The sequence below is a fragment of the Actinomycetospora sp. CA-053990 genome (genome assembly GCF_050948445.1).
GTDB lineage: Bacteria > Actinomycetota > Actinomycetes > Mycobacteriales > Pseudonocardiaceae > Actinomycetospora > Actinomycetospora callitridis.
In genome coordinates this window covers 695912-708326 of record NZ_CP192043.1, presented here as the reverse complement: position 1 = coordinate 708326, position 12415 = coordinate 695912, and the positions used below count along the sequence as shown (strand labels likewise).

Annotated in this window: 12 protein-coding genes; 6 read left to right on the top strand and 6 right to left on the bottom strand. The window is 74.6% G+C overall.

The features are described from left to right. Nucleotides 1-62: 62 nt before the first annotated feature. The gene (locus ACQPYN_RS03590) at nucleotides 63-506 is read right to left on the bottom strand and encodes a MarR family winged helix-turn-helix transcriptional regulator (RefSeq protein WP_433033547.1); all 444 of its coding nucleotides are present in this window, start codon (nucleotides 504-506) and stop codon (nucleotides 63-65) included. 65 nt (nucleotides 507-571) lie between these two features. Then, complete coding sequence (locus ACQPYN_RS03585) at nucleotides 572-1291, bottom strand: hypothetical protein (RefSeq protein WP_433033545.1); 720 nt, start codon at nucleotides 1289-1291, stop codon at nucleotides 572-574. Nucleotides 1292-1521: 230 nt separating this feature from the next. Between ACQPYN_RS03585 and ACQPYN_RS03580 the strand changes: the two genes are divergently transcribed. The 3 genes from ACQPYN_RS03580 to ACQPYN_RS03570 all read left to right on the top strand — a co-directional run bounded on the left by ACQPYN_RS03580 (nucleotide 1522) and on the right by ACQPYN_RS03570 (nucleotide 4427). Further along, nucleotides 1522-3000, top strand: coding sequence for a WS/DGAT/MGAT family O-acyltransferase (locus ACQPYN_RS03580; protein ID WP_433033542.1), 1479 nt, complete (start codon nucleotides 1522-1524; stop codon nucleotides 2998-3000). Continuing rightward, a complete protein-coding gene (locus ACQPYN_RS03575) occupies nucleotides 2997-3761 on the top strand; it encodes a methyltransferase domain-containing protein (protein ID WP_433033539.1) in 765 nt (254 codons plus the stop codon). The genes ACQPYN_RS03580 and ACQPYN_RS03575 overlap by 4 nt, the downstream gene beginning before the upstream one ends. 186 nt (nucleotides 3762-3947) lie before the next feature. Further along, a complete protein-coding gene (locus ACQPYN_RS03570; protein WP_433033536.1) occupies nucleotides 3948-4427 on the top strand; it encodes a hypothetical protein in 480 nt (159 codons plus the stop codon). 73 nt (nucleotides 4428-4500) lie between these two features. Here the strand turns inward: ACQPYN_RS03570 and ACQPYN_RS03565 are convergent, their stop codons facing one another. Beyond that, a complete protein-coding gene (locus ACQPYN_RS03565; RefSeq protein WP_433033534.1) occupies nucleotides 4501-5151 on the bottom strand; it encodes a sortase domain-containing protein in 651 nt (216 codons plus the stop codon). A gap of 4 nt (nucleotides 5152-5155) precedes the next feature. After that, nucleotides 5156-6391 carry a hypothetical protein gene (locus ACQPYN_RS03560; RefSeq protein ID WP_433033531.1) on the bottom strand — a complete coding sequence of 412 codons (1236 nt, stop codon included), beginning with the start codon at nucleotides 6389-6391 and terminating at the stop codon, nucleotides 5156-5158. 498 nt (nucleotides 6392-6889) lie between these two features. On the opposite strand from ACQPYN_RS03560, the gene ACQPYN_RS03555 reads away from it, so the two are divergent. From ACQPYN_RS03555 to ACQPYN_RS03545, 3 genes are all read left to right on the top strand, one after another. Beyond that, entirely contained in the window at nucleotides 6890-7552 is a 663-nt protein-coding gene (locus ACQPYN_RS03555; RefSeq protein WP_433033528.1) for a hypothetical protein, read from the top strand. Nucleotide 7553: 1 nt separating this feature from the next. Further along, nucleotides 7554-8222: a class F sortase gene (locus ACQPYN_RS03550; protein ID WP_433033525.1), complete on the top strand. Its 669-nt coding sequence runs from the start codon at nucleotides 7554-7556 to the stop codon at nucleotides 8220-8222. A 70-nt stretch (nucleotides 8223-8292) separates the two neighbouring features. Further along, nucleotides 8293-8904 (top strand): sortase domain-containing protein, encoded by a 612-nt coding sequence (locus ACQPYN_RS03545; RefSeq protein WP_433033523.1) that lies wholly within the window; start codon nucleotides 8293-8295, stop codon nucleotides 8902-8904. 111 nt (nucleotides 8905-9015) lie between these two features. On the opposite strand, the gene ACQPYN_RS03540 is transcribed toward ACQPYN_RS03545, so the two are convergent. Both ACQPYN_RS03540 and ACQPYN_RS03535 read right to left on the bottom strand, forming a co-directional pair. Then, nucleotides 9016-11067, bottom strand: a complete 2052-nt coding sequence (locus ACQPYN_RS03540) for an ArnT family glycosyltransferase (protein WP_433033520.1) — start codon at nucleotides 11065-11067, stop codon at nucleotides 9016-9018. A gap of 46 nt (nucleotides 11068-11113) precedes the next feature. Beyond that, nucleotides 11114-12385 (bottom strand): glycosyltransferase, encoded by a 1272-nt coding sequence (locus ACQPYN_RS03535; protein ID WP_433033517.1) that lies wholly within the window; start codon nucleotides 12383-12385, stop codon nucleotides 11114-11116. Between the last annotated feature and the right edge of the window lie 30 nt (nucleotides 12386-12415).

Here is a 12415-nt window from a genome sequence, read left to right as displayed (position 1 = left end):
GGCGAACGCCACCGCCCAGACGGCCTTCGGCTGACGGAACGGACTGGCGGTGGGGGACGTGCTCACGACGCTCCTCGCGAGGGTGCGGCTCGGGTCAGGCGTGACAGCGCCCTGGCGGCCGCGTCGACCGCGACGCGCTCGTCGGGCTCGAGGTCGTCGAGCAGCTCGGCCAGGCGCGAGGCACGCCGGGTCCGACGCGCGGTGAGGACGTCGCGTCCCGCGTCGGTCAGCGTCACCACCACCGCCCGGCCGTCGCTCGGGTCGGCGCCGCGTGTGGCGAGGCCGTCGCGCTCCAGCCGGGTCACCAGCGCGGTCATGCTCGGCTGGGTCACGCCCTCGCGCGCGGCGAGGTCGGAGAGACGCTGCGGTCCGTCGCGGTCGAGCGTCGCGAGCGTGGACGCGGTCGTGAGGCTGAGGTCACGCCCGGCGGTGGAGCGGATCGCCCACGCCGCGAAGGCGTCCAGCGCGGCCGCGGTGGCCAGGCGCTCGTCGGTCGGTGCCGTCACCAGACCGTTGTATCACCTAACTATATTGTCGGGCGACGTGTCGGCGGGCACGGAGCCCGCACGGCTCAGGAGCCGAAGGAGAGGACCGAGTCCGACCCGCCGGAGTCGTCGTCGCCACCGAACGACAGCAGCGACGTCGCCCCTTGCACGGTCGAGCCGAGGCCGCCCACGACGCCGCCGAGCAGGCCACCGCCCCGGCCGTCGCCCCCGGAGCCGCCGTCGTCCGCGCCGCCTCCGCCGCCGCTGCTGGAGCCCGAACCGCCGGAACCACCCGACCCACCGCCGGAGCCGCCGTCGTCCGCGCCGCCACCACCACCGCCGCCGGGCGCGGAGCCGGTGGAGCCGCCTCCGGAGGCGCCGCCCCGAGCCGGAGTGGCGACGTCGCGGACCGACGTGCCGCGGGTGCCCTCCCCGCCGCCCGCGGTGGCACCGGACCGGCTCGCGCGGCCGGAGGCCGGCGCGTCGTCAGCCCGGGAGCCCCCGCTCCCGGGACGGACGCCGCCGATCGTGCTGCCGGGGACGGCCTGCGGAGTGACCGACCCGTCCGTGGCGGCGAGGTCGAGGACGGTGACCGGCGCCGGGGCGAGACCCGGCCCGAGGGGGAGTGCGGTCGCCGGTGCCCCGGCGCCCCCGCCGACGCTCGGCGGCTCGAGGGGCGCGTCGGAGCTCGCGGGGCTCATCACCACGGAACCAACACCGATGGCCCCGACGGTGGCGACCAGCGGGAGCGCGCCGAGCGCGACCCGGGCACGACGTGAGGACGCCGCCGACTGGTGCCTTCCCATGGCTGGCTCTCCGTCCGCTCGGGAGGTCCGGCGTGCACCACCGATCGAGTGAGCACTCCTCCGGAACGCTCAACGGACGTGACGTCCGGAGGTTACGGACGCCGCGGCCGAGGACTTGAGTCCACCGATGAGGTGAATCGCGCTGCCCCGGATGCGCCGGGTGGCCGCGGGACGTCCGATGGCCACAGACTGTGCCCCCGCCGTGGTCGTCGACGAGGAGGTCCCCCACCGTGAAGCAGCTGTCCGGCCTGGACTCGGCCTTCCTCGACCTCGAGGACGACCACCAGTTCCTGCACGTCAGCCAGCTGTTGATCCTCGAGCGGCCCGACGACCCCGACTTCGCGCCCTACCCGGCGTGGCGCCGCCAGCTCGCCGACCGGCTGCACCAGCTCGAGCCGTTGCGGCGGCGGCTGGTCGAGGTGCCGTTCGGGCTCGACCATCCCTACTGGATCGCCGACCCCGACTTCGACCTCGACTTCCACGTCCGGCACAGCGCGGTGCCCCCGCCCGGCACCGACGACCAGCTCGACCAGCTCGTGGGCCGGCTCATCGCCGCGCCGATGGACCGTGAGCACCCGCTGTGGGTCTCGCACGTCATCGAGGGGTTGTCGGACAACAGGTTCGCGATCCTGACCATGATCCACCACAGCGCGGTGGACGGCGCTGCGGGCGCGGACCTCCTCCAGCTCATGCTCGACGACGTCCCCGACGCCGAGCCCCCGAGCCACGCCGGCGAGTGGACCCCCGAGGAGCCGCCCTCCACCGCAGGGGTCCTGGCCCGCGCCGCCGCGCACGGGCTGCGCCGGCCGGCACGCGGGCTGCTGCTCGCGGCCCGGGCCGGCCAGAGCGTGGCCCGCGCGAGCCGCAACCCCGCGGTGATCGACCTCGCCGACAAGGTGCGCGGGAGCCTGCGCGGACCCCTGGGCTCGGTGCTCAACGTCGGCCGCGAGCGCGATCCCGACCAGGACCTCCCCCGCCTGCCCCCACTGGTCACGCCGCCCGCCCCGTTCAACGGTCCGGTCAGCCGCTACCGGCGTTTCGTGCACCGCGCCCTCCCGCTGGCGGAGGTCAAGGCCGTCGGCAAGGAGGCCGGCGCGACGATCAACGACGTCGTGGTGTCCCTGTGCGGGGGCGGGCTGCGACGGTGGCTGCTCGAGCGGGGCGAGCTCCCCGACCAGCCCCTCACCGCGATGATCCCGGTGTCGCTGCGCGAGGGCGACGAGGACGAGCAGTGGACCAACCGGGTCTCGGCCACCGTGGCGGCCCTGCCCACCGACGTCGACGACCCGCTCGCGCGCCTGCAGGCGGCGCACGACGCGCTGCGCGTCGCCAAGCAGGTGTTCGCCGCGCTGCCGGGTGAGCTCACGCCCGACGCGGCCGGGCTGGGCGTGCCCGCCACCGTCACCGCGGTGAGCCGCGCGCTGACCCGGTGGAGCACGGTCGCCCCGGCCCCGTTCAACACCGTCGTCTCCAACGTGCCGGGACCACGGGAGCCGCTTTACCTGGGCGGCGCGCGGATGACCCACTACATCCCGGTCTCGGCCGTCGCCGACCCGGTGGGCCTGAACATCACGGTCCAGAGCTACGTCGACCAGCTCGACATCGGGCTCCTGGCCTGCGCCGAGCTGATGCCCGATCTCCACACCCTCGCCGACGCCGTCGTCGAGGAGTTCGAGGCGCTGCGTGCGGCGGTGCGGGGCGGCGGGTGAGCGCCCGCGACCGTCTCGCCGACCTGCTCACGGTCCCGCTGCCGCCGGACGACGGCGCGCCGTGGATCGACCTCGTCGAGGGTCACCCCGGCTCGCGCGGACGCGTCCAGGATCTCTGGGAGACCGGCGGTGGGGCCGGTGCCTACGACCGGCTCCTCGCCGCGGGCGACCGGTTCGGCGGCGGCATCCCGGGGTTCGCCGGCGGTGACCTCGTCCGCGACTTCTACGACGTCGCGCGACGGCTCGACCTCCTCGAGGGCGACACGGTGCTCGACCTGGCCTGCGGACCCGGGACGCTCACCCGCCACCTCGCCGACGGCGTGGGGCCGGACGGGCTGGTCGTGGGCGCGGACCTCTCCCCGGCCATGCTCACCCGCGCGGCGAAGGCCGTCCCCGACGAGAACACCGTCTTCGTCCGCGCCGACGCGATGTCGCTGCCGTTGCGCGACACCGTCGTCGACGCCGTGTCCTGCTCGCTGTGCCTGCACCTGGTGCCCGACCTCGACACCGCGCTGATCGAGATCGCGCGGGTGCTGCGACCCGGCGGGCGCCTCGCCGCCGCCGTACCCGCCCACGCGCCCGGACCGTTCCGCTTCACCACCGAGCTCCTGGCTCGCAGCGCCCAGGCCCGCCTGTTCCGCCGCGGGGAGCTCGCCGACGCCCTCGTCCGGCACGGCTTCGTGCGCGTCTCGACCCCGCACGACGGGCTCATCCAGATCGTGGACGCCGTCGCCCCCGGTAGAGCGCCCCCGCGAGGGTGAGGACGCCGGTCGTCGCCGCGACGACGCCGAGCGCGGCGACGACGTCGCTCGGCCGGTGCCAGCCGGCCACGATCGTCGCGACCCCGCGAGGCCCGTCACCGCGACCGCGGCCAGCCCGGCGAGCGGGCGGAGCAGCCGCGGCACGACGAGCACGAGGGCCACGCCGAGCGAGGCGACGAGCGTGACGTGGCCGCTGGGCAGGGAGTTGCCCTCGGCGGAGTCGGGGCGGACGAGGCCGGCCTTGAGGAGCTGGGTCACCACCTGGGCGCCGGCCACGAGGGCCACGACCGTCAGGGCCCGGTCGCCCCGCCCGCGGGCGAGCGCGAGGCCGGCGAGGACGACCACCGCCAGCGCCACCGAGGGGATACCGACGAGCTCGAGCACCCCGAGGCCCTCCCCACGCAGGCCCAGGTCGGTGGCCATGTCCAGGACGGCATCGTCGAGGGCCCGGCCGGTCGGGTCGAGCACGGCGGCGACGTAGGAGCCGATCACCGCGGCGATCCCGAGCACCACGGCGGCGATCGGGGCCACGACTCCCCCGCGCCCGCCTCTCCGTGGCGGCGCGTCGAGGAGCGGCACCGTCGGGACGGTCGCGAGGGTGGTCATGGTCGCCACGGTCCGTGCGGCGGGTGTGGTCCGGCTGACCGCCGCCTGTGCGGGGCCTGAGAACGCCCATCCGTCGAGACGCCGACGGCCGGGCCCCCGTCCCGGGGCCCGGCCGTCGTCGCTGTCGTCGCGCTTACGCCCGGTAGGCCTCCACCGCGCGGGCGTACACGACCACGTTGTCCTCGTAGCTGCGGACGTCGGCGTCGAACTCGCCGCCGCAGGTGATGAGGCGGAGCTCCGGCCCGCTGGTCGGTCCGTAGACCTGAGCGGTCGGGAACGCGTCCTTCGGCACCATGTCGACCCGGTCGACGGCGTAGACGACGGTGACCCCGTCCTGGCGCTCGACGAGCACCTGGTCACCGGCCTCGACCTCTGCGAGGCGGGCGAAGCCGCCGTCGACCCCGCGGTAGTTCACGTGCGAGGCGTAGACCGCCGGACCCCGCTCGCCGGGGGCCGCGCCGCCGGCGTAGTGGCCGACGGTCGTGGCGTCGCGCGGCACCTCGAGGCGCCGGTCCTCGGTCTGGCCGAGCTCGGCGAGCTGTCGGGTGTCCACCCCGATCGACGGGACCTGCAGGTTCGTCGTGCCCGAGGCCTCGAGCGGCAGCGCGACGGCCGTCCGCTGCGCGGGCAGAGCGACGGTCGCCGGGCCGGTGCGCTGCGAGGGGTTGCCCATCACGTAGGCCGCCACCAGCAGCAGCCCGAGGACCACGACGACGGCGATCGCCGCCTTGGTGGTCCCGCTCGTGCCGGTCTTCTCGTCCTTGTGGTCGATCACGGTGCCCATGGGATCAGCCCTGCCGCGCGAAGCGTCGGACGAGGGTCAGGCCGGTCACGCCGAGGCCGCCGAGCGCGCCGGCCGCCAGCGCGACCTCGACGCCCGAGGCGCCGGAGTCGGTGCTGCCGTCGCCCGTCGCGACACCGCCGACGGGGTAGCTGTCGTACACGACGGTCTCGACGTCGTCGCCGTGGGCGTTGGCCTCGCAGGCCTCGCCGTCGTCGTCACGGTCCAGGCGGAACGGGTCCGAGCGGTCCCAGTCGAGGATCGCGTTGGCCTCGTCGTAGGTCAGCTCGTCGCAGTCGACGTCGTAGCGGTGGGTCCAGTAGGCACCCCACCACTCGTACGACACGTGCGTGTTCACGAAGTTGATCGTGGTGTTGTACTCGATCACGGTCGGGCAGAGGTGCTTCACCACGTCGCGCAGGTGCTCGAGGCAGACGTGCACGTCGGTCGTGTCCAGACCGCGGCAGAAGCCCTGCAGCTGCTCGCTGAGGTTCCCGAGGCCGGACGTACCGGCGGGGAACTCCAGCTGCGAGATCGCGTTCAGGCAGGCGTCGTTGACGTTGTTGAACGTCCCGTCGACGGGCTGCGGGATGGTCGGCAGGCCGGGCAGGCGGATCGGGTTCGCGCCGGCGGCGGGCAGCAGGTCGTCGATGATCCCCTGGACGGGCGGGAGACCGTTCTTGATCTCCTCGTCGGAGACCGTGGTCTCCTCGTCGGAGGTGCCCTCGGGCGCCTCGTCCTCGACCCCGGCGTTCGGGTTCGCGGCCTCCGGGTTCGCGGCCTCCGGGTTCGCGGCCTCCGGGTTCGCGGCCTCCGGGTTCACGGCGTCCGGGTTCACGGCGTCCGGGTTCACGGCGTCCGGGTTCACGGCGTCCGGGTTCACGGCGTCCGGGTCGGCGCCGTTCGAGGTGTCGGGAGTCGACGGCACCGGCACGCTCGGAGTCGTCTCCGGAACCGACGGCGTTCCGGCCGACGTGTCCGTGTTGCCCGAGTCAGCCTCCGAGGACCCGCTCGAGGAGCTCGAGCCCGAACCGGTGTCCCCCGGGGTCGTGCCCGACCCCGAGGTCACGAGCTCCTCGCAGGTGTCGGTGTCCGGGTTCCAGGTGCCGATCGAGGACGTGCACTCCGTTTCGGTCAGGCCGTCCAGCGGCGCCGCGAGCGCGAGCCCCGGAGCCATCACCGCCAGTCCCACGCAGCCGGCCAGCACGACCGCGGCGCTGCGGCTGCTCCGTCGACCCTTCATCGTTGTTCCTCTCCGTGCGCTCGCGGCCGAGTGCGTTCGGCCGTTCGCTCTACGCGTCGCACGGAGGGTCACGTCCATTACCCGTTCTTCGAGATCTCCCCTCTGACCCTCCCTAGATCCACTCGAATGGCTGACGCAGCGGGGCCGTCGGCACCGCGCCGAGAGGTTCCGGCACACGGATCGACCGCCTGGCCTCGGCGGATGAGAGCGACACCCACACCTCCGCCTCGGGCGGACGGCCCCGCGAACGGTCTCTCTGGATCCCGTGGAGATCCGGATCGCAGGACCGGGAGCATCGCCGGACCGGATCTAACCGATCACGCTCTGTCGTCAGAATGGACGGGTCCCTCGAGGCGGAAGGGAACCGTCCCGGCGCGGCAGGCCTCCGGGCTACCTACTGACGCGTACCCAACCTGCGGCTCCGGCGTTACAACGATCGGGGTAGTCGCCACGGTCGACGACCTCGATCACGTCGGGACGAACGAATCGGGTCGGGACATGGCGAACGGACGTCGGCGCGCGGTCAGCGCGCTGGTCGGGTTGATGGCGGCGGGCATGATCTCCTCGGCGGGGATCGCCGCGGCGGACTCCCCGATCGACATCTCGGACCCGGGCGGCAGCATCGGTGACGTGGTCGGGGGCATCATCGACAGCATCTCCGGCGCGCTCGGGGGCAACGGCTCGCTCCCGGAGATCCCGGAGCTGCCGCTGCCGGGCACCGGGACGACGACCACGACGTCGCCGACGACCTCGTCGTCCTCGCACCCCACCACCGAGACGGAGACCCACACCGTCACGCTGCCGCCCGTGGTCTACGGCCCGGGCAGCACGCACTACCACTACGTCGCGCCGGTGCGCTCGGCGTTCGACCTCGACTGCTGGGACTTCGCCGACACCGCGGACGCCCAGGCTGAGCTGATGCGTGACCCGTCGGACCCGAACAACCTCGACGGCGACAACGACGGCCAGGCCTGCGACTGGGGCGTCGGTGGCCCCCGGCACTACACCGGCTACCCCGTGGGCGGCATCGCCGCCGGCGACGGGTCGGACTCCGGCCCCACGCCGGGCCAGGTGATCTTCCTGGCGATCGCCGGCATCGGCGCCGGCGCGGGCGTCGTGCGGGGCCGGCAGATCGTCGTCGCGAAGCGCGAGGCCGTCTGACGTGGCGGCCCCCGAGGCGCCGCCCGAGGGCCCGTCGCGCGGTGGCGGCCTCCTGGACAAGCTGACCGGGCGCGTCACCGCGCTCGTCCTCGTCGTGCTCGCGATCGGCGTGCTCGTGGCGTTCCTCAACTCCGGCGAGGAGGACGAGGGGCCGCGGAGCCGGTCGGTGCCCGTCGCCGAACGGCTGTCGGTGCCCACGCCCCTGGCGTCGGCGCAGATCACCGGCGTCGACGCACCCTCGATCGGCCTGGCCGCCGCCGACACCACGACCCTCGGCCTGCGCGACGACAACTCCCTCGACGTCCCGCGCAGCGCGACGACCGTGGGCTGGTACGAGCGCAGCGCCGTCCCCGGGCAGGCCGGGCCGACCGTGCTCGCCGCCCACGTCAACTACCGCGGCGAGCCGGGCGCGTTCTCCCGTCTCGGGGAGATGCGGCCGGGCGAGGCGGTCGAGGTGCACCGCGACGACGACACCACGGCCGTCTTCACCGTCGACCGCGTCGAGCACTACGCGAAGGACGCCTTCCCCACCGAGGCCGTCTACGGCCCGACCGACGACGGCCAGATCCGGCTGATCACCTGCGGCGGGGTGTTCGACGAACGCACCCGCAGCTACGAGGACAACATCGTCGTCTTCGGCTGGCTCACCGGCGCCTACCGCCCGGCCTGAGCCGCAGCGATCCCGCCCGGCGGGGCGCGTCGTTCGGGGCACACCCCGTCGTGGGTGCATCCTCGACGACGTGTCCGGCCGTCTCGTCGCCTTCGTGTTCGCGCTGCTGGCCGTCGGCGTCCTGGTGGCGGCCATCGGCGGCGGTGGCGGCGCCCCGGAGGAGACGCGCACCGCGGCCCTGGCGCCCGGGGAGCGCGCGCCGGTCCCCGTTCCGCTGCCGGAGGCGGACGTGACCGGCGTGGACGCCCCTTCGATCGGCCTGTCCACCGAGGAGACCACCGACCTGGGCCGCAACACCGACGACTCCCTCGAGGTGCCGCGGGACGCCGAGACCGTGGGGTGGTACGACGAGAGCGCGAGCCCCGGCGCCGTCGGGCCCACCGTGCTCGCGGCGCACGTCAACCTCGACGGGGAACAGGGCGCGTTCTTCCGGCTGGGACGGATGCCCGCCGGCGCCACCGTCGAGGTGCACCGCGACGACGACACCACGGCCGTCTTCGTCATCGACCGCGTCGAGCGGTACGCGAAGTACACCTTCCCCACCGAGGCCGTCTACGGCCCGACCCCGGACAGCCAGATCCGGCTGATCACCTGCGGCGGGGTGTTCGACCACACCGCCCGCACCTACGAGGAGAACGTCGTCGCCTTCGGCCACCTCACCGCGGCGTACCGGTCGGGCTGACCCCGGGAGCCGGGCGAGGGCCGCGCGAACCCGGGGGGAGGGTCCGCACGACCCCCGCGATAACCGGCCGAGCCGGTGGCCGAGGGTCCTGGTGTGCGGTGCGAGGCACGATCAGGACATCGGTGCTCCCAGGTCGTACACAGTGCGCCCTCCGACGTCGATCGGCGTGAAGTGAGTCTGTACCCAGGTACGGATTTGAGCACTGTCACCCCGGACGTCCCGTTGGCCAAGTCGTCCGGCGTCCTGGTCACCGGTTCGGGGTCCGTTGCCGCCGCCTCCGGGACCGCCGCCCTCCACGTAGTAGCGCACCTGCCCGGACGCGACGTCGGCCTGGAACTCGGCGAGCGTCGGGGCGGGGTCGCTGCCCATGAACCCGCCCATCGCCATCACCGGGACACCGGACGCGAGCTGGAGCGACGCCGCGCTCTGCGCTCCGGTGGTGGCGGCCGCCCAGCGGGTGCCGGCGCCCTGCAGCAGGGCGACGACGGCGGGCGAGGGCGTCTCGTTCTCCGGGCCGCCGGGGCGCGCGTCGCGTGCGGCGCCGTCGTCGCGGCGTCCGCCGGGCATCCCGCCCATCCCACCGCCGGGGCCGGCGCTGACGATCGAGCCCTGGTGCGGGGTGACGGCGGTGTCCGCCGCGAACGCCGTCGAGCCGCCGAGCACGGCGACGAGCGCCGCGAGCACGCCGACCGTCGCCGTCCGTCCCCACCGGGCGGGCGGGACGAGCAGCGCCACCGTCCCGAGCACCCCGGCGACGAGCAGCACCCAGCGCGCCCACGGGATCCACGCGTGCTGGGTGAGGATCACCGCGCTCCACAGCGCGGTGCCCGCCACCACCACCGCGAGCACGATCCGCGTCCAGAGCTGCGCCCGACGGCGCCACAGCACGGACGCCCCGACGGCGGTCGTGAGCGCGATCCCGGGGGCCAGGGCGACCGCGTAGTAGGGATGGATGATCCCGCTCATCGCGCTGAAGACCACGGCGTGCACGAGCGTCCAGAGGCCGCCGAGCAGCAGGAGACCGCGGGTGCGGTCGGTGCGCGGAGCACGGCGCAGGGCCCAGAGCGCGGCGACGAGCAGCACGAGCGCCGCGGGCAGGAGCCAGGAGGCCTGGCCCGAGAACTCGGACGTGAACAGGCGCTGGACGCCCGGCGAGCCGCCGAAGCCGCCGCCGGGACGACCCGGACCGCCCATGCCTCCTGGAGGCATGCCCGCCGGAGCGCCGCCGGGCACGCCGGTCCCGCCGGGTCCGCCGCCGGGGTTGCCCTCGGCGCCGAGGATGCGGCCGAGGCCGTTGTAGCCGAGCGCGAGCTCGAGCAGGGAGTTGGTCGTCGACCCGCCGATGTAGGGGCGCGAGGACGCGGGCCAGAGCTCGACGAGCGCCACGTACCAGCCGGCGGAGACGATCGCCGCCGCGCCGCCCACGAGGAGGTCGCCGACCCGGCGCCACGGCCGCGACGGCGCCACGACCAGCACCGTCAGCGCGAGCGCCGGGACGACGAGGAGCACCTGGAGCTGTTTGGTGAGGAACCCGAGGCCGACGAGGGCGCCGGTGGCGACGAGCCACCAGGTCCCGGCGCGGCGGCCGGCCGCGTCGATCGACCGGGTCGTCGTCCAGCCTGCCGCGACCATGGTCAGCACGAGCATCGCGTCGGGGTTGTTGAACCGGAACATCAGCACCGCGACCGGCGTCGCCGCGAGCAGGGCGCCGGCGGCGAGTGCGGTGCGCGGGCCCGACCAGCGCCGCACGGTCAGGTACAGCAGCCCGACCGCGGCGACGCCCATGAGCGCCTGCGGGACGAGCATCGACCAGGAGCTGAACCCGAAGATCCGCCCGGACAGCGCCATGACCCACAGCGACGCCGGCGGCTTGTCGACGGTGATCAGACCCGGCGCGTCGAGGGCGCCGAACAGCCACGCCTTCGGCGACTGCGTGCCGGCCTGGACGGCGGCGGCGTAGAAGGAGTTCGCCCAGCCCGAGGCGCCGAGGTTCCACAGGTAGGTCGCCGCGGTCGCGGCCAGCAGACCGAGCAGGGCCGGGCGCACCCACCGCGGGTCGTCGGCGCGCCCGCGCCATGCGCGCCGGGGCCACGAGGTGCCGGGTGGCGGCTCGGTCGGCGGGGCGGGCGGCGCGGCGACGTGCGGGTCGGTCGCGGTGGTCATCGGTGCTCCGGGTTCGTGATCGACGGAAGATTTCGGACACTGGGTGTCAGGCCTGCTGGCGGCGCGGGTGGAACACCCAGGCGCGGTAGGCGACGAAGCGCAGGAGCGTGGCGACGAGGTTGGCGAGGACGAGGACGGCGAGCTCGATGCCGTGGCTCGCGGCCGGGGCCAGCACGCCGAGCAGGGCGAGCGATCCGGACGTCAGCGCCAGGCCCAGCCCGAACACCACGAGACCCTCGACCTGGCTGCGGCCGGCGTGGCGGCGCCCGCGGATGCCGAAGGTCAGGCGGCGGTTGGCCGCGGTGTTGGCGACGGCGGTGATCACCAGGGCGAGCAGGTTCGACGCCTGCGCCGGCAGCGCCGCGCGGAAGAGCGAGTAGAGCAGCAGGAACGCCAGCGTCGAGACGATCCCGATGGCCGCGAACCGCACGATCTGCGCCGTCATCCCGGGCGCCACCCCCGCCCTCTCGTCGGCCCTCTCATCGGCCGAGCCGATCTCGCCGCGCCCGAGCTCCCGGCGCAGCTGCGCGACCGGCAGCGCGCCCGTGGCCAGCGCGCGGCCGACGCGGGCGACGCCCTTGAGGTCGGCGACCGCGGTGGCCACCACGTCGACCCGCGAGTCCGGGTCGTCGACCCAGTCGACGGGCACCTCGTGGATGCGCAGCCCCGAGCGCTCGGCGAGCACGAGGAGCTCGGTGTCGAAGAACCAGCCCGTGTCCTCCACCAGCGGCAGCAGCCGGCGGGCGACGTCGGCGCGGATCGCCTTGAAGCCGCACTGCGCGTCGGAGAAGCGCGCCCGCAGCGTCCCGCGCAGCAGGACGTTGTAGCAGCGCGAGATCACCTCGCGCTTCACGCCGCGCACCACCCGCGACGAGGGCGCGAGCCGCGACCCGATCGCGAGGTCGGAGTGCCCGGAGATCAGCGGGGCCACCAGCGGGAGCAGGGCGTTGAGGTCGGTGGAGAGGTCGACGTCCATGTACGCGAGCACCGGCGCGTCCGACGCCGACCACACCGCGCGCAGCGCCCGCCCGCGCCCCTTCTCGTCGAGGTGGACGACGGAGACCTCGGCGAACTCGTCGGCCAGCGCGTCGGCGACGTCCAGCGTCGCGTCGGTGCTCGCGTTGTCGGCGACCGTGATGCGGAACGGGTAGGGCAGGGCGTCGGTGAGGTGGCGGTGCAGGCGCCGGACGCACGGGCCCAGGTCGCGCTCCTCGTCGAACACGGGGACGACGACGTCGAGGACGGCGGTCCCGGTGGCCTCGACGGGCTCCCGGTGAACGCGGGAGGACGGGGTGGGGAGCGTGGTCGCTGCGGTCATGATCGCAGCGTCGGGCGCGTCTGTGGACGG

What these genes read in the sequence shown, in the direction of transcription:
- ACQPYN_RS03555 (WP_433033528.1), top strand. Translation starts at nt 6,890, where the DNA reads ATGGCGAACGGACGTCGGCGCGCGGTCAGCGCGCTGGTCGGGTTGATG.
- ACQPYN_RS03540 (WP_433033520.1), bottom strand. Translation starts at nt 11,067, where the DNA reads ATGACCACCGCGACCGACCCGCACGTCGCCGCGCCGCCCGCCCCGCCG.
- ACQPYN_RS03585 (WP_433033545.1), bottom strand. Translation starts at nt 1,291, where the DNA reads ATGGGAAGGCACCAGTCGGCGGCGTCCTCACGTCGTGCCCGGGTCGCG.
- ACQPYN_RS03535 (WP_433033517.1), bottom strand. Translation starts at nt 12,385, where the DNA reads ATGACCGCAGCGACCACGCTCCCCACCCCGTCCTCCCGCGTTCACCGG.
- ACQPYN_RS03560 (WP_433033531.1), bottom strand. Translation starts at nt 6,391, where the DNA reads ATGAAGGGTCGACGGAGCAGCCGCAGCGCCGCGGTCGTGCTGGCCGGC.
- ACQPYN_RS03565 (WP_433033534.1), bottom strand. Translation starts at nt 5,151, where the DNA reads ATGGGCACCGTGATCGACCACAAGGACGAGAAGACCGGCACGAGCGGG.